Origin of the sequence: Streptomyces composti, from assembly GCF_012034205.1 — a bacterium.
Taxonomy (GTDB): Bacteria; Actinomycetota; Actinomycetes; order Streptomycetales; family Streptomycetaceae; genus Streptomyces; species Streptomyces composti.
The window spans coordinates 69306-88700 of the sequence record NZ_JAATEM010000002.1; the positions used below are offsets into that span (position 1 = coordinate 69306).

Consider the following 19395-nt stretch of genomic DNA (forward strand, 5'->3'; position numbering starts at 1 on the left):
CCCGGGCCCCGGCGCCCGGGCCGTCAGGACTCCCGCGCCCCGGAGCCCCCGGGCCCTTCGGCCGTCGAGTCGTCCGCCCCCGGAGTGGCTGAACCCGGCGGCCGGGAGCCCGGCGTCTTCGGAGCCGGTGTCGTCGGTCCCGGAGTCTTCGCGCCCGGCTCCGCGGACCGGAGCACCGCCTCCCGCACCCGGGTCTCGACCTCCCTGCGCGGGACGTCCTCCTGCCGGGCGTAGTCGCTCACCGCCACATGGACGTCACGGGCGAGGTCCCGCCAGGCCCGCCAGGCCGTCTCCCAGGTGGCGGTCTGCTGCTCGCTCCACTTGGCCGCGGTGGGCGGCCCGTAGGTCTCCTGCAGATGGCGTACGCGGGCGTACGCGGCATCGGCCGCGCGCTGCTTGGCGACGATCTCGTCGAAGGTGTGTGCCACGCGCCCGGATCCTGAAGCAGCCCCGCACACCGGACCGAGCCGCCACGCCGCCACGGCCGCACGCCCCCCTCCGGTTCACCCGGCCGGGCGGGGGTGCGGCTCACGGGGCAGGCGGGCCTCAGCTCGCCGCTGCCCGGATCTGCTCCTGCTCCGCCTCGATGCGGGCGTTCCACTCGGACTTGGAGGCCTGCCAGCCGTCCTCGTTGTGGCCGAGGCGCCAGTAGCCGGAGATGGAGAGGTCCTCGCGGGGGATCTGCTTCTCGACGCGGAGGAGGCGGCGCAGCTCCTTCACGAAGTGGGCCTCGCCGTGGACGAAGGCGTGGACGCGGCCGGCGGGCCAGTCCAGGGCGCGTACGGCCGACAGCAGGGCCTCGCCGACCGGGCGGTCCGACCGGTGCAGCCAGGTGATCTCCGCGTCGGAGTCGATCTTCTGCTCCTCCTCGGGGCCCTGGACCTCGACGAAGGCATGCACCCGCGCGCCGCGGGGGAGCGCCTCGAGGGAGCGGGCGATGGCGGGCAGCGCGCTCTCGTCGCCGGCGAGCAGATGCCAGTCGGCCTCCTGATCGGGCGCGTAGGCGCCGCCGGGGCCCACGAAGCGGACGGTCTCGCCGGGCCGGGCGCGCAGCGACCAGGGGCCGGCCAGGCCCGAGTCCCCGTGCAGCACGAAGTCGAGGGTGAGCTCGCGGTGCTCGGGGTCCCAGTGCCGCACGGTGTACGTCCGGGTGACCGGCCACTGGTCGCGGGGGAACTCCGCGCGGATGCGTTCCAGGTCGAAAGGCTCCGGGTAGGCCACGCCCGGGACCGGGAACAGCAGCTTCACATAGTGGTCGGTGCAGGTGTCGGCCGTGAATCCGGCGAGACCCTCGCCGCCCAGCACCACGCGCTGCATGTGCGGGGTCAGCCGCTCGGTGCGGGCGACCTGCGCGGAGTACAGCCGGCGCGGACGGCGTCCCGGTCGTTCTGCCATGGAGGCCTCCCTGTATTGGTTAGGGTTACCTAACCTAGCACCTCGTGCCGGAGAACACCGCACACCCGGCCGATCTTGAGAACGCGTGGAGTGACCCGCGTGCGCGGGGCCTCAGCGCGCCAGGGTCGTCAGCAGGCGCCGGAGCGAGCCGCCGAGTCCCCAGCGGGCCGCCAGCTCCTCCACCGCCGCCGGGTCCCGCGGAGTTTTCGGCAATGTTGTGTCCACGTCGGGCAGCGGAACGTCGTCCGCGACCCTGACCACCTTCGGCGCCACCGCGAGGTACGGCAGCGCCTCGGTCAGCCGCTTGCGCTGCGTCGGCGTGAGCCTGGCCTTCCGGTCGTCCACGGCCGCGAGGATCCCGGCCAGATCGCCGAACTCGGCGAGCAGCTTGGCCGCCGTCTTCTCCCCGATGCCCGGCACGCCCGGCAGACCGTCGCTCGGGTCGCCGCGCAGCAGCGCCAGATCCGCGTACCCGCGCCCGTCCACCCCATACTTGGCGCGCAGCGCCGCCTCGTCGGTGATCTGCAGCGTCCCCACGCCCTTGACCGGGTACAGCACCCGCACCCCGCGGGAGTCGTCCACCAGCTGATACAGGTCCCGGTCGCCGGTGACGATGTCGACCGGGCCCTTCGCCCGCGCCGTGTACGTGCCGATCACGTCGTCCGCCTCGTACTCGGCGACGCCCACCCGGGCGATGCCGATGGCGTCCAGCACCTCCTCGATGACCGGCACCTGCGGCGAGAGCGTGTCCGGCACCTCCTCCACGTCCGGGCCGGAGGCGTGCTCCTCGGCGACCCGGTGCGCCTTGTAGGAGGGGATCAGCTCCACCCGCCAGTGCGGGCGCCAGTCCGCGTCCATGCAGGCCACCAGGTGGTCCGGCTGGTGGTCCTGCACCAGGCGGTCGATGAAGTCCAGCAGCCCGCGCACGGCGTTCACCGGGGTGCCGTCGGGAGCCCGCACGGTGTCCGGGACGCCGAAATAGGCCCGGAAGTACAGCGAGGCGGTGTCGAGAAGCATCAGTCGTCCGGTCACGTCCGCATCATGCCCCACGCCACCGACAGCGCCCCGTACCCCGCGGCCGCCGGGCGCACCGTGCCCCCCGTCCCGGTCGCGCTCGGAATCGCCCACCGCAACGTGTTGCGTCCTGCGCGAACACTGTGAGGTGCCGCACGACAACGTTTGCCCTGCGCAAAACCGGGGAGGCGCCGCCCCGGCGCGATGCCGTTCACACATTCGACCCGGCGTCGCCCTTTTCATTGCCGTCTAGAGCTAGAGGTACGCGTGTCAGCGAGGCTTGAGGCCGAGCACCTGTACAAGGTGTTCGGCAGACGACCGGACAGAGCGGTCGAGAGACTGCGCAAGGGCGAGACCGACCGGGAGGAGCTGCGCGCCGACGGGACCACCGCGGCCGTCATCGACGCCTCATTCACCGTGGAACCCGGCGAGATCTTCGTCGTGATGGGCCTGTCCGGTTCCGGAAAGTCCACCCTGCTGCGCATGCTCAACGGTCTGCTGGAGCCGACCGCGGGGCAGGTGCGCTTCGGCGGCCAGGATCTGACCGCGCTCTCCGACCGTCAGCTGCGCGAGGTCCGGTCCAAGAAGATCAGCATGGTCTTCCAGCACTTCGCGCTCTTCCCGCACCGCAGCGTCCGCGAGAACGCCGCGTACGGACTGGAAGTGCAGGGCGTGCCCCGCGCCGAGCGCGAACGCCGCGCCGACGAGGCGCTCGCCCTGTGCGGCCTGGCCGGCTGGGAGAAGTCGTGGCCGGACGAGCTGTCCGGCGGCATGCAGCAGCGCGTCGGCCTCGCCCGCGCGCTCGCCACCGACGCGGACCTGCTGCTGATGGACGAGTCCTTCAGCGCCCTCGACCCGCTGATCCGCCGCGACATGCAGGACCAGCTGCTCGAGCTGCAGAAGACGCTGAAGAAGACCATCGTCTTCATCACCCACGACCTCAACGAGGCCATGCGCCTCGGCGACCGCATCGCGGTGATGCGCGACGGCCGCATCGTGCAGATCGGCACCGCCGAGGACATCCTGGTGCGGCCCGCCAACGACTACGTCGCCTCCTTCACCCAGGACGTCGACCGCTCCCGCGTGCTCACCGCCGGCTCCGTCATGGAGACCGAGGTCCGCGGCGACGAGGCCGACTGCGGCTGCGAGACCGCCACCCCGCAGACCCCGTTCAACGAGCTCTGCGCGATCAGCGCCCGGGTGCCGCACCCGGTCGCGGTCCTCGACGGCGAGCGCACCCTGGTCGGCGTCGTGCCCCGGCAGCGGCTGGTGGGCTTCCTCGGCGACGAGGAGGCGGACCAGGGCGTGTGCGACGCCCCGCGGGACAAGGGCGGCGAGAAGGTGATGGCCAATGCCTAGGATCCCGCTCGGCGACTGGGTCAACAGCACCGTCGACTGGCTGCTCGACCACGTCGACTGGCTGTTCTCCTTCTTCAAGGCCGTCTTCACCGGCACCTACGACGGCATCAACGCCGTCCTGCAGGCGCCCGAGCCGCTGCTGCTCGTCGGCATCTTCGCGGTGATCGCGTTCTGGCTGCGCGGCACCTTCGCCGGCCTGCTCACCTTCGCCGGCTTCGCCTTCATCGTCTCCCTCGACCTGTGGGAGAACGCGATGATCACGCTGTCGCTGGTGCTGGTCGCCACGCTGATCGCGCTGATCATCTCGGTGCCCGTCGGCATCTGGGCGGCCCGCTCCGACCGGGTCAGCAGCCTGGTGCGGCCGGTGCTGGACTTCATGCAGACGCTGCCCGCGATGATCTACCTCATCCCGGCGATCCTGTTCTTCGGCACCGGCGCCTCCGCGGGCATCGTGGCCACCCTGATCTTCGCGCTCGCCCCCGGCGTGCGCATGACCGAGCTGGGCATCCGCCAGGTCGACAAGGAGCTGGTCGAGGCCGCCGAGGCCTTCGGCACCACTCCGCGCAAGACCCTGCTGCGCGTCCAGCTCCCGCTGGCTCTGCCCACGGTGATGGCGGGCGTGAACCAGGTCATCATGCTCGGCCTGTCCATGGCCGCGATCGCCGGCATGGTCGGCACCGGCGGCCTGGGCGGCGACGTCAACGAGGCCATCGGCCAGCTCAACGTGGGCCTCGGCTCCGAGGCCGGCATCGCCATCGTGATCCTGGCGATCTACCTGGACCGGATGACCAGCGCCCTGGGCACCCAGGTCTCCCCGCTGGGCCGCCGCGCCGCAGCCAAGGCCCGCGCCGCCGCCGGCGGACTGAGGATCTGGTCCTACCGTCCCCGCCCGCAGGTCGCCGTCATCGGCGTGGTGATCCTCGCCCTGGTGGCCGGCGGCATGGGCCTCTTCGGCGGCACCTCCCCGAAGGAGGCCGCCGGCGGCGAGAAGGTCGGCGAGGGCAAGAAGGTCACCCTCGGCTACGTCCCGTGGGACGAGGGCATCGCCTCCACCTTCCTGTGGAAGGAGATCCTGGAGCAGCGCGGCTACCAGGTCGAGGCCAAGCAGTTCGACGCCGGACCGCTCTACACCTCCCTCGCCCAGGGCGACATCGACGTCGTCACCAACTCCTGGCTGCCCACCACCCACGAGCAGTACTGGAAGAAGCACGGCTCCCAGCTGGACGACCTCGGCTCCTGGTACGACGAGACCTCCCTGGAGCTGACCGTCCCCGCCTACATGAAGGACGTCGACTCCCTCGAGGACCTCAAGGGCAAGGCCGACCTGTTCGGCGGCAAGATCACCGGCATCGAGTCCAGCGCCGGCGAGATGGCCCTGCTCAAGAGCAAGGTCCTCAAGGAGTACGGCCTGGACAAGGAGTACCGGGTCGTCGACAGCTCCACCCCGGCGATGCTGGCCGAGCTCAAGCGGGCCTACAGCAAGAAGGAACCGATCGTCGTCACGCTCTGGTCGCCGCACTGGGCGTACAACGACTACGAGCTGAAGAAGCTCAAGGACCCCAAGGGCGCCTGGGGCAAGGGCGACGGCGTGCACACCCTGGCCCGCAAGGGCTTCGCCGGCGACGACCCCACCGCCGCCGGATGGCTGAAGAACTTCACGCTCACCGAGAAGCAGCTCACCAGCCTCGAGGCCGAGATCAACAAGGCCGGCAAGGGCAGGCAGCAGGACGCGGTCCGCACCTGGCTGAAGGCCAACCCGGGCCTGGTCGACAAGCTCGCCCCCGTCGAGTCCGGCGGCGACACCCCGGCCGAGGCGAAGCGCCCGCTGAACGTGGCCTGGTTCCCCTGGGACGAGGACGTCGCCGTCACCTACCTGTGGAAGAACGTCCTGGAGCGGCGCGGCTACAAGCTGAACCTGAAGCAGATGGACGTCGGCCCGGTCTACACCGGCCTCGCCTCCGGCGACATGGACCTCAACTTCGACGCCTGGCTGCCGCACGCCCAGAAGAACTACTGGGACAAGAGCAAGGACAACCTGACCGACCTCGGCAGCTGGTACGAGCCGACCTCACTGGAGATCGCCGTGCCGAGCTACGTCAAGGGCGTCGAGTCCATGGAGGACCTCAAGGGCAAGTCCGACCTGTTCGGCGGGAAGATCATCGGTATCGAGCCGGGCACCGGCGAGATGAACCTGCTCAAGAACAAGGTCCTGCCCGGATACGGCCTGGACGGCGAGTACAAGGTCGTCGACGGCTCCACCCCGGCGATGCTGGCCGAACTCAAGCGCGCCATCGCCAAGAAGAAGCCGGTCGCGGTCACCCTGTGGTCCCCCCACTGGGCCTACGCCGAGTACGAGCTGACCAAGCTCAAGGACCCGGAGAAGTTCTGGGGCGACAACAACAAGATCCACACCATCGCCAGCAAGAAGTTCCCGGAGCAGTATCCGCGGCTCACCGAGTGGATCAGGAAGTTCACCATGAGTGAGCAGGAGCTCGCCACCCTGGAGGCGGAGATCAAGGACCGCGGCCAGGGCAAGGAGGAAGAGGCCGTCGCCGCCTGGCTGAAGGAGCACCCCGAGGTCGCGCAGCGCATGACCGCCTCGTAACCGCCCGGCTCCGTACCGCCTCACCCGGGGGCGGACCGGCCGCGCCCGACGGCGCACGGCCCGGTCCGCCCCCGGTTCATGTCCGCCTTCCTCGTGACCTTCGGCCGCCGACGGGCAACAATGGCGAGAACACCCCCGACATCGAGCGCGAGCCGGCACCGGCTCGAGCTGGCGGCATGAAACGGTCCGCCGGATCTGCGTAGGGTGCAGACAAGCCGTCATCGGCGTACGCCGGGCAGCGGGGTGCAGGGCGCGGGACGATGGGTGAAGGAGGGACGAGCAATGGGCGACCACAAGGAACAGCCCTTGCGCGTGGGCGCGGCCGTGCGGCGGCGACGCCGGGCGCTGGACCTCACCCTTGCCGCCGTGTCCGAGCGCAGCGGTCTGTCGGTTCCGTTCCTCAGCCAGATCGAGAACGAGCGGGCCCGGCCCAGTCGCAGCTCCCTGGAGAAGGTGGCCGACGCGCTGCGCACCACCGCCGTGGAACTGCTCGCCGCCGCCGACCCGGCGTGCAGCGTGGACGTGGTCCGCGCCGACGACACCGGGTCGTGGCTGGAACCCCGGGTGCGCTCCCTGGTGCGCGGCCACCACCAGATGCACGCCTCGGAGTTCACCGGCGACCACGAGGCCGGCCGCGAACTGCAGTTCCGCAACGACCAGTTGATGTACGTGGCGGACGGGGCCGTGGAGATCGAGGCGGAGGGCCGCGCCTACCGCCTCGGCCGCGGCGACACGCTGTACCTCACCGGCGGCGTACGGCACCGCTGGCGGGCCACCGTGCCGGAGACCCGGCTGGTGGTCGTCGCCGTCGCCGAGCACATCGAGGCGCTGCGGGACAAGCCGCAGCGATGACCGCTCCCCGGGTGGTGTCCCTGGTCCCCTCGCTCACCGAGGCCATAGCGGTGTCGGCGCCCGGTGCGCTGATCGCGGCCACCGACTGGTGCACACATCCGGCCGGCCTGGACGTGCCGCGCATCGGCGGCACCAAGAACCCGAAGACCGACCGGATCGTGCAGCTGGCCCCCGATCTGGTGATCGCCAACGAGGAGGAGAACCGCGCCCCCGACCTGGACGCCCTGCGCGCGGCCGGGCTCGAGGTGCTGGTCACCGAGGTGCGTACCCTGCCGCAGGCGTTCCGCGAGCTGGACCGGGTGCTCACCGCCTGCGGCGTCGCGGGCCGCCCCCGGTGGCTGGACGAGGCCGAGGAGGCCTGGGCGGCCGTGCCGGCGCCCGGACGCCGCCGCACCGCGGTCGTCCCTGTCTGGCGGCGCCCCTGGATGGTCCTCGGCCGCGACACCTTCGCCGGCGACCTGCTGGCCCGGCTCGGCGTCGACCACCTCTACGCCGGGCACCCGGAGCGCTATCCGCGCGTGCCGCTCGGTGAACTGCGCGCCGCGCGCCCGGACCTGGTGGTGCTCCCGGACGAGCCCTATCGCTTCACCGCCGACGACGGCCCCGAGGCCTTCCCCGGCCTGCCGTGCGCCCTCGTCGACGGCCGGTGTCTCACCTGGTACGGGCCGTCGCTGGCCGAGGCCCCCGCGGTGCTGGGGCGGGCCCTGCGAGCAGCGCACCGCTGAGCACGCCCCGCACGGTGTGCCGGGCGGCGACCGCCCAGGCGGCGACCAGCACCGCGTACAGCGCGAGCGCCAGTGCGCCGCAGACGGCGAGCCCGGTGTGCCGGGCCAGGGCCCCGGCGCCGGTGACACAGGTGCCCACCGGGAAGGTGAACGACCACCAGGTCATCGCGAAGCGCATCCCGCGCCGCCGGGCCCGTACGACATGGGCGGTCGCCAGAGCCAGCCACAGCAGCGCGAACCCCATGACGGGAACGCCGTACACCACCGCGAGGGCACCGAGCCCCGTGTCGCGCAGTCCCGGCACCACGCCGGGCGCCGCGTCCGCGAATGCGCCGGCCGCGGTGGCCGACTGCCCCAGCGGGCCCAGCACCAGGAACAGCGTCGGCGTCAGGGCGAGGGGGAGCGGGCCGCCGGTGAGCAGCCGGGCGAAGACCAGTGGCAGCATCAGCAGGGTGGCGAGGAGGCTCAGCCCGAACAGCGCCAGGCAGGCGACGAGCAGCGTCGCGCGGGCCTGGCCCGGCGGCAGAAGCGGCACCAGGCGCGGCCCGGTGGCGGCCGACACCATGGGCGCCACCAGCGGCAGCAGCCAGACCGGTGTCGCCTGCCGGGGCGTGACCCGGTGGTGCACCGTCATCAGGTACGGCACGGCCACGGCCGCCGCGAGCCCGACCACCGTACCGGCCGCGAACAGCGCGGCGCCGGCCACCACGGCCGCGTGCGGGCCGAGCAGATCGCGTCCGGCGCTCAGCGCCCCGCCGCCCACGGCCAGCAGCGCCATCGACAGGCAGCCGTGGAACGGGGCCACGGCCGGGTCCAGGAGATGGGCGCGGGCCTGGTCGCGGTGGTGGCACCAGTGCAGGGCGCGGGCGGCCAGCAGCGTCAGCAGGAGCAGGGCCGAGGCGGCCCAGACGGCGGTGAGGGCGGCGCGCGGCCCCGGCAGGCGCAGCGGGAGCCCGGCTCCCGCGCTCGCCACGACGGCGGTGCCCATCACGCAGGCGTACCAGTTGGGTCCGAGATGGCGCACGGCGGGGACGCGCGGCGGCCGGGCGGCGGCACGGGGGAGCGGGCGCGGACGACGGGCGACGGAGACCATGCCCCCCACCGTCGTACGGCCTCCTGACCTGGGCCAGAGGGTGCCCTCTTATCACGGCATAAGCTTGCCTTATGAGCAACACGGACGATCACCCCGGTCACCGGCCCGGTGCCGCCGGGTCTCTCGCCCACCGGGTGCCGGATCTGGGGGCCCTGGAGCTGCTGCTCGCGGTGGCCCGGCTGGGCAGCCTGGGCGGGGCGGCGCGGGAGCTGGGCATCACCCAGCCCGCCGCCAGCAGCCGCATCCGCTCGATGGAACGGCAGCTCGGCGTGGCCCTGGTCGACCGCTCACCGCGCGGCTCCCGGCTCACGGACGCCGGGGCGCTGGTGACCGACTGGGCGCGGCGGATCGTGGAGGCGGCCGAGGCCTTCGACGCGGGCGCGCAGGCGCTGCGGGACCGCCGGGACTCCCGGCTGCGGGTGGCGGCGAGCATGACCATCGCCGAGTACCTGCTGCCCGGCTGGCTGCTGGCGCTGCGCGCCGGACGCCCGGACACGGCGGTGTCGCTGCTCGCGGGCAACTCGGCCGCGGTGGCCGAGCGGCTGCTGTCCGGCGAGGCGGACCTGGGCTTCGTGGAGGGGCTGACCGTCCCGTCGGGCCTGGACTCGGCGGTGGTCGCGCACGACCGGCTGATCGTGGTGACCGCCCCCGCCCACCCCTGGGCCCGCCGCAGACGCCCGCTGGCCGGCGAGGAACTGGCCACCACCCCGCTGATCCTGCGGGAGAAGGGGTCCGGCACCCGGCAGGTGCTGGACGCGGCCCTGGGCGGACTGGCGCGGCCGCTGATCGAGGTGTCGTCCACCACCGCGGTCAAGGCGGCGGCGGTCGGCGGTGCGGGCCCCGCCGTCCTCAGCGAACTCGCCGTCGGCGAGGAACTGGCGATGCGGCGCCTGGTCCGCATCCCGGTCGACGGCATCGCCCTCACCCGCGACCTGCGCGCCGTCTGGCCCATGGGCCACCGCCCCACGGGCCCGGCCCGCGACCTGCTGTCCCTGACACGGGGTCAGGGCGCCGTCCGGTGACGCGGCCGCACCGGCCGAGCGGGTGCCCGTGGGTCAGATGTAGGCCGCGGCGGTGACCAGGGACTGGACGACTCTGAGGTCGTCGTCCATCTCGGGGTGCCACTGGACGCCGAGGGTCCAGGGTGCCCCGGAGAGTTCGATGGCCTCGACGGTGCCGTCCTCCGCGTGGGCCGAGGGGACGAGGCCGGTGCCCAGGCGGTCCACCGACTGGTGGTGGTAGGTGGGGACCTCGGTCTCCTCGGGGACGATCGAGGCGTAGCGGGTGCCGGGCACCGGCTTGACCGGGTGACGGCCGAAGACGCCCGGGGTCTCGGCGTGGCCGTCGATGTGCTGGACCAGCGTGCCGCCCAGGGCGACGTTCAGCAGCTGCATGCCCCGGCAGATGCCGAGCAGCGGCAGCTCGCGCTTGAGCGCCGCCCGGATGAGGGCCAGCTCCCAGGCGTCCCGGGCCCGGGCGGGCGGCCCGGTGCGCGGGTCCGGCTCGGCGCCGTAGCGGACGGGTTCGACGTCCGGGCCGCCCGCGATCACCAGGCCGTCCAGCCGGGACACCGCCGCATCGGCCAGCTCCGGCGCGTCCGGCGGCAGCATCGCGGCCAGTCCGCCCGCCCGCTGCACCAGCCGTGGGTATCCGGCGGGCAGCAGCGCGGCGTCCAGCTGCCACACTCCCCAGCGCACGCCGGACTCCGCGTAGGTGCTGATGCCGATGAGCGGCCTGGACGTCATCTGCTCGGCTCCTCCTGCTCTGTGCTCAGTTCCGGGACAACTCTGCCTCGGCAGCGGCCAGCGCCGCGAATTCCTCCTCCGGCGCCTTCGCGACCAGGCGCTTGCGGCTGTAGAGGCCGAAGTAGGCGAGGGCCACCAGGTACACGGCGAGCGCGATGAACGCCGCCGTCACGTCCACCAGGAACGTCGCCACCAGCGCCGCGCAGGCCAGCACCAGCGCCACCGACGATGTCCACACACCGCCCGGCGTCCGGTACGGCCGCGGCAGCTCCGGCTCGCGGCGGCGCAGCACGATGTGGGACAGGGACATCAGCGCGTAGGAGATGGTCGCGCCGAAGACCGCGATGTTCAGCATGCGCGCGCCGTTGCCGGTGCTCGCCGCCAGCGCGAAGCCGATCGCGCCGGGCACCAGCAGACCGAGGTAGGGCGCCTTGCGGCTGCTGGTCAGGGACAGGAACTTCGGCAGGTACCCGGCGCGGGACAGCGCGAACAGCTGGCGCGAACCGGCGTAGATCAGCGAGAAGAAGGAGGCGACCAGGCCCGCCAGGCCCGCGTAGTTGACGACGCGGCTCAGCGCGGTCGGCTCGCCGTCCGGCTGGAGCGCCTCCACCAGCGGGTTGCCCGCGTCCTGGATGGCCGAGGAACCCCGTGCGCCCGCCGCCGTGAAGAAGGTGAGCAGGGCCAGAGCCACCAGGATGCCCATGGACCAGCGGATCGCCCGGGGCAGCGTACGCGCCGGCTCCCTGGTCTCCTCCGCCGCCAGCGGCACGCCCTCCACACCCAGGAAGAACCACATGCCGAACGGGAACGCCGCCCAGATGCCGAGCAGACCCATCGGCAGCCAGGAGCTCGCGCCGAACGCCGAGGAGTCGACCGGGATGTCGTCCAGCGAGGAGGCGTCGAACTCGGGCAGCGCGCCCAGGGCGAACACCAGCAGCGCGGCCACCGCGACTCCGGTGACGACGAAGCTGAAGCGCAGCGCCTCGCCGACACCCCACAGGTGAATGCCGATGAAGACGACGAAACAGGCGAGGTAGACCGGCCAGCCCGACTCCAGTCCGAAGAGGCCGAGCGACTCGACGTAGTCGCCGATGAAGATGGAGATCGCGGCGGGCGCCAGCACGTACTCGACGAGGATGGCCGTGCCGGTGAGGAAGCCGCCCCAGGGGCCGAGCGCCCGGCGGGCGAAGCCGTAGCCGCCGCCTGCGGTGGGCAGGATCGACGACAGCTCGGCCAGGGCGAACACCATGCAGGTGTACATGGTGCCCATCAGCACCATGGCGATCGCCAGGCCGCCGAAGCCGCCCTCGGCCAGGCCGAAGTTCCAGCCGGAGTAGTCGCCGGAGACGACGTAGGCGACGCCGAGCCCGGTCAGCAGCAGCCAGCCGGCGCTGCCGCGGCGCAGCTTCCTGCGCTCCAGGTAGTCGTCCGGTTCGGTGGCGGTTCGTCGGGAGTCACGGGAGGTGGACGGAACGGGCATGGGGCTACTCCCCAGGGGCGGTGGAGACGACGGAGGAAGCAATGGCATGGATCCAGACCTTTGTGGGGCCATACCTTCGTGGGCCCGGTGGCCGGAATGCAAGACCCTTGCGTGAAGCCGCCGTAAACTCTCACCGCTCCGGCGCGGGCCCGCCCCGCCGGTGTCACGCCAGGAAGCCGCGCAGCAGCGCCGCCGTCCCCGCGCAGTGCTCGCGCATCATCTCCCGCGCCCCGTCCGCGTCGCCCTCCAGCACCGCCTCGACCAGGGCCGTGTGCTGCTGCTGGGAATGCTCCAGGTTGCGCACCAGCAATGGGATGCAGTCCAGCAGGTCGTTGACCCTCGCCCGCACCGCCGCGTACTGCGCGGTCAGCGTGGGGGAGCCGCTGAGCTCGGCCAGGGTGAGGTGGAAGAGCGTGTCCAGGCGCCGGTAGTCGGCCAGCGGGGCGTCCCGCGTGCCGGCCAGCGCCTCCCGCAGCCGTGCCGCCTGCTCGTCCGTCAGGCCGTGCGCCGCGCACAGCTCCGCGGCGCCCACCTCCAGCACCTCCCGGAACCGCAGCACGTCCTCGATGTCGACCTCGGCCGTCCGCCGCCGCAGCTCGTCACCGCCGGTGTCCGTGGGCCGGGGCAGCACGAAGGTGCCGCCGTAGCGCCCGCGCCGGGACTCCACGAGACCCTGGTCCTGGAGCACCTTCAGCACCTCGCGCAGCGTCACCCGGCTGATGCCCAGCCGGTCGGCCAGCTCCCGTTCGGCCGGCAGCCGCTCGCCCGCGGGCACCAGGCCCAGGCGCACCACCTGCAGGATCTGCTCCAGCGCCTCCTCGAAGCCGTTGCCCGCCCGCACCGGCCGCAGCACCGGCGCCAGCCGGTCCCCGAGCCCCCCGACGACTTCCCCGGTCATCTGGCCGTGCCCCCTTCCCAACCAATGGTTCTCGGCAATACCTTATGGCTCCCGACCGGTCACGGACGACCGGGAATCAGCTCACAGCAGCCCGAGGAGGCCCTCCCGTGGCAGACCGCACACCACCACTCGGCGTCGAGGAGCTGCGCACCCTCGTCGCGAGCGGTGAGATCGACACTGTCGTCCTGGCCTTTCCCGACATGCAAGGGCGGCTGCAGGGCAAGCGCTTCGCCGCACCCTTCTTCCTGGACGAGGTCCTCCACCACGGCACCGAGGGCTGCAACTACCTGCTCGCCGTCGACGCCGAGATGAACACGGTGGACGGCTACGCCATGTCGTCCTGGGACAACGGCTACGGCGACTTCGCCATGCACCCCGACCTGGCCACCCTGCGCCGCGTGCCCTGGAACGAGGGCACCGCCCTGGTCATCGCCGACCTCGGCTGGGCCGACGGCTCCCCCGTGCTCGCCGCACCCCGCCAGATCCTGCGCCGCCAGCTGGAGCGCCTCGCGGAGCACCAACTGACCGCCCAGGTCGGCACCGAGCTGGAGTTCATCGTCTTCAAGGACACCTACGAGCAGGCCTGGAACGCCGGCTACCGGGGCCTGACCCCGGCCAACCAGTACAACGTCGACTACTCCGTCCTCGGCACCGGACGCATCGAGCCGCTGCTGCGCCGCATCCGCAACGAGATGGCCGGCGCGGGACTCACCGTGGAGTCCGCCAAGGGGGAGTGCAACCCCGGCCAGCACGAGATCGCCTTCCGCTACGACGAGGCCCTGGTCACCTGCGACCAGCACGCCATCTACAAGACCGGCGCCAAGGAGATCGCCGCCCAGGAGGGCGTCTCCCTCACCTTCATGGCCAAGTACAACGAGCGGGAGGGCAACTCCTGCCACATCCACCTGTCACTGGCCGGCGCCGACGGCGACAACGCCATGTGCGACGCCGACGGCGGCATGTCCCAGCTGATGCGCCACTTCCTGGCCGGGCAGCTCGCCGCGCTGCGCGAGTTCTCCCTGCTCTACGCCCCCAACATCAACTCCTACAAGCGGTTCCAGCCGGGCTCCTTCGCCCCGACCGCCGTCGCCTGGGGCCACGACAACCGCACCTGCGCGCTGCGTGTCGTCGGACACGGCCGCTCGCTGCGCTTCGAGAACCGGCTGCCCGGCGGCGACGTCAACCCGCACCTCGCCGTGGCCGGCATGGTCGCGGCCGGTCTGTACGGCATCGAGCAGCGGCTCGAGCTGCCCGAACCCTGCCCCGGCAACGCCTACACCGCCGACTTCGAGCACGTGCCCACCACGCTGCGCGAGGCAGCCGAGCTGTGGGAGACGTCCGCCATCGCCAAGGACGCCTTCGGCGACGAGGTCGTCGCCCACTACCGCAACATGGCGCGGGTCGAGCTGGACGCCTTCGACGCCGCGGTGACCGACTGGGAGCTGCGCCGCTCCTTCGAACGCATGTGAGGCCCCTGTTGTCCCACGAGCACGAGCTGCAGGTACTCAACCCCGCCACCGAGGAGGCCGTCGCCACCGTCCCGGCCGCCGGACCGGCCGACGTGGACGCCGCGGTCACCCGGGCCACCTCCGCCCAGCCCGCCTGGGCCGCCCTCGCGCCGGGTGACCGCGCCCGGGCACTGCGCCGCTTCGCCGCCGCTGTCGACGCCCATGTCGAGGAACTGGCCCGGCTGGAGGTCCGCGAGGCCGGGCACACCATCGGCAACGCCCGCTGGGAGGCGGGCAATGTCCGCGACCTGCTGGACTACGCGGCCGGGGGAGTGGAGCGGCTGACCGGGCGCCAGATCCCGGTGCCCGGCGGCCTGGACGTCACCATCCTGGAACCGCTCGGCGTGGTGGGCGTGATCGCGCCCTGGAACTTCCCCATGCCCATCGCGGCCTGGGGCACCGCCCCCGCGCTCGCCGCTGGCAACGCGGTGATCCTCAAGCCGGCGGAGACCACCCCGCTCACCGCGCTGCGACTGGCCGAACTGGCCCTGGAGGCCGGACTGCCCGAGCACCTGTTCCAGGTGCTGCCCGGACACGGCCCGGTCGCAGGCAACGCCCTCGTCGAGCACCCCGGCGTCGCCAAGATCGTCTTCACCGGGTCCACCGCGGTCGGCAAACAGGTGCTGGCCAAGGGCTCGGAGCGGCTCAAGCGGGTCACCCTGGAGCTCGGCGGCAAGAGCCCCAACATCGTCTTCGCCGACGCCGACCTCGAGTCCGCCGCGGCCGCCGCCCCCATGTCCTTCCTGGACAACGCGGGGCAGGACTGCTGCGCCCGCACCCGCATCCTGGTCCAGCGCAGCGTTCACGACCGCTTCCTCGAACTGCTCGCCCCCGCGATCGAGGCGGTGCTGGTCGGCGACCCGGCCGACGAGAAGACCCAGATGGGGCCGCTGATCTCGCGGACCCAGCTCGACCGCGTCCGCTCCTACGTCCCCGACGACCTGGAGGGGATCCGCGGCAAGGCCCCCGAGGGCCCCGGCTTCTGGTTCCCGCCCACCGTCCTCACCGGCGCCGGCCCGCGCGACCGCGTCGCCGTCGAGGAGGTCTTCGGTCCCGTCGCCGTCGTCCTCCCCTTCGACGACGAGGCCGAGGCCGTGCGGCTCGCCAACGCCACCGACTACGGGCTGTCCGGCTCCGTCTGGACCCGGGACGTCGGCCGCGCCCTCAGGGTGTCCCAGGCGGTCCGGGCCGGAAACCTGTCCGTCAACTCCCACTCCAGCGTCCGCTACTGGACACCCTTCGGCGGATTCAAGCAGTCCGGCATCGGCCGCGAACTGGGCCCGGACGCCCTGACCGCCTTCACCGAGACCAAGAACGTCTTCATCAGCACGGAAGGCCCCGCACAGTGACCGAAGAGATCATCTGCCGCCGGCTCGTCGGCCGCACCGCCGTCGTCACCGGAGCCGGCAGCGGCATCGGCCTCGCCGCCGCCCGCCGGCTCGCCTCCGAGGGCGCCAACGTCGTCTGCGGCGACGTGGACGAGGCCCGCGGCAAGGCCGCCGCCGAGGAGACCGGCGGGATCTTCGCCGGCGTCGACGTCACCGACCCCGAGCAGGTCGAGGCGCTGTTCAGGACCGCGTACGACACCTACGGCAGCGTCGACGTCGCCTTCAACAACGCCGGCATCTCGCCCCCCGACGACGACTCCATCCTGGAGACCGGACTCGAGGCCTGGAAGCGCGTCCAGGAGGTCAACCTCACCTCCGTCTACCTGTGCTGCAAGGCCGTGATCCCCTATATGCGGCGCCAGGGCAAGGGCTCCATCATCAACACCGCGTCCTTCGTGGCCCGGATGGGAGCGGCCACCAGCCAGATCTCCTACACCGCGTCCAAGGGCGGCGTCCTCGCCCTGTCCCGCGAGCTCGGCGTCCAGTTCGCCCGGGACGGCATCCGGGTCAACGCGCTGTGCCCCGGCCCGGTCAACACCCCGCTGCTGCAGGAACTCTTCGCCAAGGACCCCGAGCGCGCCGCCCGCCGGCTCGTGCACATCCCGCTGGGCCGGTTCGCCGAGGCCGAGGAGATCGCCGCCGCGGTCGCCTTCCTGGCCAGCGACGACTCCTCCTTCGTCAACGCCACCGACTTCCTCGTCGACGGCGGAATCTCGGGGGCCTATGTCACACCGCTGTAGACCGCGTCCTACAGTGCCGGAATGAGCATGACGCCTCCGCCCGGCTGGTACCCCGATCCCAAGGCACCCCACCTGCAGCGCTGGTGGGACGGCACGGCCTGGACCGAGCACCGCCGCACCCCGGAGGCCGCCGCCGGGGCACCCGGGGTACCTGGAGCACCCGGGGTCCCTGGGGCACCCGGGGCACCTGCGACGCCGGCGCCCCTCGTCCAGGGCGGCACCGGCGCACCCGCCGGACCCGGCAGTCACGTCGGTCCTGTCGGGCCCGGCCATCCTGTCGGTCCTGGCGGTCCCGTCGGTCCCGGCGGCGCCGCCGGCGCCGCCGGCCGCTCCAAGGTGATCGCCCTGACCACCGCGGGGGCGGTCCTGGTGGCCGCCGTCGTCACCGGAGCCGTGTTCCTCGGCCGGGACGACGGCGAACCCCGGGCCCGCACCGAGACCTCGTCCGGTGCCGACCCGGCTCCGGGCGGCGGCTCGGCCTCGCAGAGCGGGACCCCGTCGCCGTCCGCGTCCTCCTCCGAGCCCTCGGCCGACGACCCGGCCGTCGTCGAGGACCCCCTGAACGGCATCACCTTCCCTCTCCTCGACGGCTGGATCCGCCCCGAGCACGTCGCCGACGACGACGTGGTGATGACCACCGACGGCACCTACGACTGCCCCGGCGAGGGCATCGTCTGCCGCCACGGCACGGTGATCTCCCGCACCGTCACCGGGACCGACGAGACCTCGCCCGAGGTACTCGCCAAGAAGGACATCTCCGACGCGGCCGAGGACGCCTTCGACAAGGACCAGCTCGGCCAGCGTCCCTACGGCGGCCTGAAGTCCCACACCGTCGTCAAGTCCGGCCCGGTCGCGGTGGCGGGCCGGGCCGGCTACCTGGTGCGCTGGCGGGTCACCACCGGCAAGGGCCCCGGCGGCTATGTGCAGTCCATGGTCTTCCCGTCCAGCGTCGGCACCGAGTCGCCCATCGTGGTGCGGTACGTCTTCGACGCGGGCGAGGACGGCCCGCCCCTGTCCGACATGGACCGCATCACCAAGGGCATCCGCTCCGTCAACGGCGCCGGCACGGGCGGCGGAGTGGGCAGCAGCATCGGCCCCGAGGACTGACCCGGGCGGCCGGAGTGCCGGGGCGGGGCTACAGGAAGGTGCGGCCCTCGCCGCGATACGTCGGCACCGTGTCCGTCACCGCCTCGCCCTCCACCAGATGCAGCGCGTCGAACCGCTCGCACAGCTCGCCCGCCTTGGCGTGCCGGAACCACACCTTGTCGCCGATCAGCAGATCGTCGGCGGGCGGGCCGAGCAGCGGCGTCTGCACCTCACCGGCCGCCTCCTGCGGGTCGTAGCGCAGCCCCTCGGGCAGATACGGCATCGGCAGCCGGTCGGCGCCCGGAGCGCCGGAGGCCGGATACCCGCCGCCGAGCACCGTCACCACGCCCACGCCCGGCCGGCGGACCACGGGCAGCGCGAACAGGGCCGCCGGACGCCCGGTGAACGAGGTGTAGTGGTCGAACAGCCGCGGCACGTACAGCCCCGAACCGGCGGCGACCTCCGTGACCGCCTCCTCGGCGGCGGTGTGCTGCACACTGCCCGTGCCGCCGCCGTTGACGAACTCCAGGTCCGGCACCACCGCGCGCACCGCGCGCACCGCCGCCGCCCGCCGCTCGGCCAGCTCGCGCCGGGCCGCCGCCTGCATCAGGCGGATGGCCCGGGAGCGCAGCGGACGCCCGGCCACCGCGTCGCCGACCCCGGCGACATGACCCTCGTACGCCATGACCCCCACGACCCGGAACCCCGGCCGCCGGTCCACCGCCCGTGCCACATCGGCGAGTTGCGCGGGGGAGTGCAGCGGGGAGCGCCGGGCGCCCACCCGCACCCGCCCGCCGAGCAGCTTCAGCGAGGTGTCCAACTCCAGGCACACCCGCACCTCTTCGCCCCCGCCGGAGCGCGCGGCGTCGATCAGGTCCAGCTGCGCCGGATCGTCGATCATCACCGTCACGGCGGAGGCGAGCTTGGGATCGGCGGTGAGCTCGGCGTACCCGGCGCGGTCGGCGGAGGGGTAGGCGAGCAGCACGTCGTCGAACCCGGAGCGGGCCAGCCACAGCGACTCGGCGAGCGTGAACGACATGATGCCCGCGAACCCGTCCCGGGCGAGGACCCGTTCGAGCAGCGCACGACAGCGCACGGACTTGCTCGCCACCCGGATCGGCTTTCCGCCGGCCCTGCGGACCAGGTCGTCAGCGTTCGCGTCGAAGGCGGGCAGATCGACGATCGCCAGCGGGGCGTCGAGATGGGCGGTGGCCCGGTCGTAACGGGCCCGGTCAGAGGCGCGCGCAGTCATGGACGCAGCCTGCCAGACGGGATTACCGCAGGGTAGGGGGACGTTCCGGGCAGATGCCACCGGCCTGCGGACCGGTTCCCGTTCGGGTGGCACCACGCCGTAGAGTACGCGCACGCAGGGCGGCCCGCCACCGGCAGCGTGAACGCGCCGGGATGACGGACCGCCGGTGCGGGTAACTGTGCGACGAGGAGACGGGGGGGTGCATGAGCACGGAAGCCCAGCGCACTCCCTACCCCCCGCGCCCGACGACCCCAC

Annotated in this window: 17 protein-coding genes; 9 read left to right on the forward strand and 8 right to left on the reverse strand. The window is 72.8% G+C overall.

Going from position 1 to position 19395, the window contains the following annotated elements; genetic code table 11:
* Positions 1-23 precede the first annotated feature (23 nt).
* From HCJ93_RS29990 to HCJ93_RS01975, 3 genes are all read right to left on the reverse strand, one after another.
* Positions 24-428: a hypothetical protein gene (locus HCJ93_RS29990; protein WP_309141285.1), complete on the reverse strand. Its 405-nt coding sequence runs from the start codon at positions 426-428 to the stop codon at positions 24-26.
* A 118-nt stretch (positions 429-546) separates the two neighbouring features.
* Positions 547-1395 carry a siderophore-interacting protein gene (locus HCJ93_RS01970; RefSeq protein ID WP_167990497.1) on the reverse strand — a complete coding sequence of 283 codons (849 nt, stop codon included), beginning with the start codon at positions 1393-1395 and terminating at the stop codon, positions 547-549.
* Between the two features lie 111 nt (positions 1396-1506).
* The gene (locus HCJ93_RS01975; protein WP_167990499.1) at positions 1507-2427 is read right to left on the reverse strand and encodes a 5'-3' exonuclease; all 921 of its coding nucleotides are present in this window, start codon (positions 2425-2427) and stop codon (positions 1507-1509) included.
* Positions 2428-2676: 249 nt separating this feature from the next.
* Between HCJ93_RS01975 and HCJ93_RS01980 the strand changes: the two genes are divergently transcribed.
* From HCJ93_RS01980 to HCJ93_RS01995, 4 genes are all read left to right on the forward strand, one after another.
* On the forward strand, positions 2677-3768 hold the full coding sequence (locus HCJ93_RS01980) for a quaternary amine ABC transporter ATP-binding protein (RefSeq protein ID WP_167990500.1): 1092 nt from the start codon (positions 2677-2679) through the stop codon (positions 3766-3768).
* Positions 3761-6373, forward strand: a complete 2613-nt coding sequence (locus HCJ93_RS01985) for an ABC transporter permease/substrate binding protein (protein WP_167990502.1) — start codon at positions 3761-3763, stop codon at positions 6371-6373. The genes HCJ93_RS01980 and HCJ93_RS01985 overlap by 8 nt, the downstream gene beginning before the upstream one ends.
* A gap of 282 nt (positions 6374-6655) precedes the next feature.
* On the forward strand, positions 6656-7225 hold the full coding sequence (locus HCJ93_RS01990) for a helix-turn-helix domain-containing protein (protein ID WP_167990503.1): 570 nt from the start codon (positions 6656-6658) through the stop codon (positions 7223-7225).
* Entirely contained in the window at positions 7222-7950 is a 729-nt protein-coding gene (locus HCJ93_RS01995) for a helical backbone metal receptor (protein WP_167990504.1), read from the forward strand. The genes HCJ93_RS01990 and HCJ93_RS01995 overlap by 4 nt, the downstream gene beginning before the upstream one ends.
* Here HCJ93_RS01995 and HCJ93_RS02000 read toward each other — a convergent pair.
* Positions 7877-9043, reverse strand: coding sequence for an SLAC1 family transporter (locus tag HCJ93_RS02000; RefSeq protein ID WP_167990506.1), 1167 nt, complete (start codon positions 9041-9043; stop codon positions 7877-7879). The two genes, HCJ93_RS01995 and HCJ93_RS02000, sit on opposite strands and share 74 nt — an antisense overlap.
* A 71-nt stretch (positions 9044-9114) precedes the next feature.
* On the opposite strand from HCJ93_RS02000, the gene HCJ93_RS02005 reads away from it, so the two are divergent.
* Entirely contained in the window at positions 9115-10065 is a 951-nt protein-coding gene (locus HCJ93_RS02005) for a LysR family transcriptional regulator (protein WP_167990507.1), read from the forward strand.
* Positions 10066-10098: 33 nt separating this feature from the next.
* Here the strand turns inward: HCJ93_RS02005 and HCJ93_RS02010 are convergent, their stop codons facing one another.
* From HCJ93_RS02010 to HCJ93_RS02020, 3 genes are all read right to left on the reverse strand, one after another.
* A complete protein-coding gene (locus HCJ93_RS02010) occupies positions 10099-10788 on the reverse strand; it encodes a gamma-glutamyl-gamma-aminobutyrate hydrolase family protein (RefSeq protein WP_167990508.1) in 690 nt (229 codons plus the stop codon).
* Positions 10789-10813: 25 nt separating this feature from the next.
* Positions 10814-12268, reverse strand: a complete 1455-nt coding sequence (eat, locus tag HCJ93_RS02015) for an ethanolamine permease (protein ID WP_167990510.1) — start codon at positions 12266-12268, stop codon at positions 10814-10816.
* A 163-nt stretch (positions 12269-12431) separates the two neighbouring features.
* Entirely contained in the window at positions 12432-13166 is a 735-nt protein-coding gene (locus HCJ93_RS02020) for a FadR/GntR family transcriptional regulator (protein ID WP_167990512.1), read from the reverse strand.
* 107 nt (positions 13167-13273) lie between these two features.
* On the opposite strand from HCJ93_RS02020, the gene HCJ93_RS02025 reads away from it, so the two are divergent.
* From HCJ93_RS02025 to HCJ93_RS02040, 4 genes are read left to right on the forward strand one after another with little or no spacing between them, the layout of a single operon-like run.
* Positions 13274-14635, forward strand: coding sequence for a glutamine synthetase family protein (locus HCJ93_RS02025; protein WP_167990513.1), 1362 nt, complete (start codon positions 13274-13276; stop codon positions 14633-14635).
* 8 nt (positions 14636-14643) lie between these two features.
* A complete protein-coding gene (locus HCJ93_RS02030) occupies positions 14644-16023 on the forward strand; it encodes an aldehyde dehydrogenase family protein (protein ID WP_206316705.1) in 1380 nt (459 codons plus the stop codon).
* Entirely contained in the window at positions 16020-16802 is a 783-nt protein-coding gene (locus tag HCJ93_RS02035; protein ID WP_167990516.1) for a 3-oxoacyl-ACP reductase, read from the forward strand. Before HCJ93_RS02030 ends, HCJ93_RS02035 begins: the two co-directional genes overlap by 4 nt.
* Positions 16803-16829: 27 nt before the next feature.
* Positions 16830-17909 carry a DUF2510 domain-containing protein gene (locus HCJ93_RS02040; protein WP_167990825.1) on the forward strand — a complete coding sequence of 360 codons (1080 nt, stop codon included), beginning with the start codon at positions 16830-16832 and terminating at the stop codon, positions 17907-17909.
* Positions 17910-17937: 28 nt separating this feature from the next.
* On the opposite strand, the gene HCJ93_RS02045 is transcribed toward HCJ93_RS02040, so the two are convergent.
* On the reverse strand, positions 17938-19140 hold the full coding sequence (locus HCJ93_RS02045) for an amino acid deaminase/aldolase (RefSeq protein ID WP_167990518.1): 1203 nt from the start codon (positions 19138-19140) through the stop codon (positions 17938-17940).
* Positions 19141-19395 lie beyond the last annotated feature (255 nt).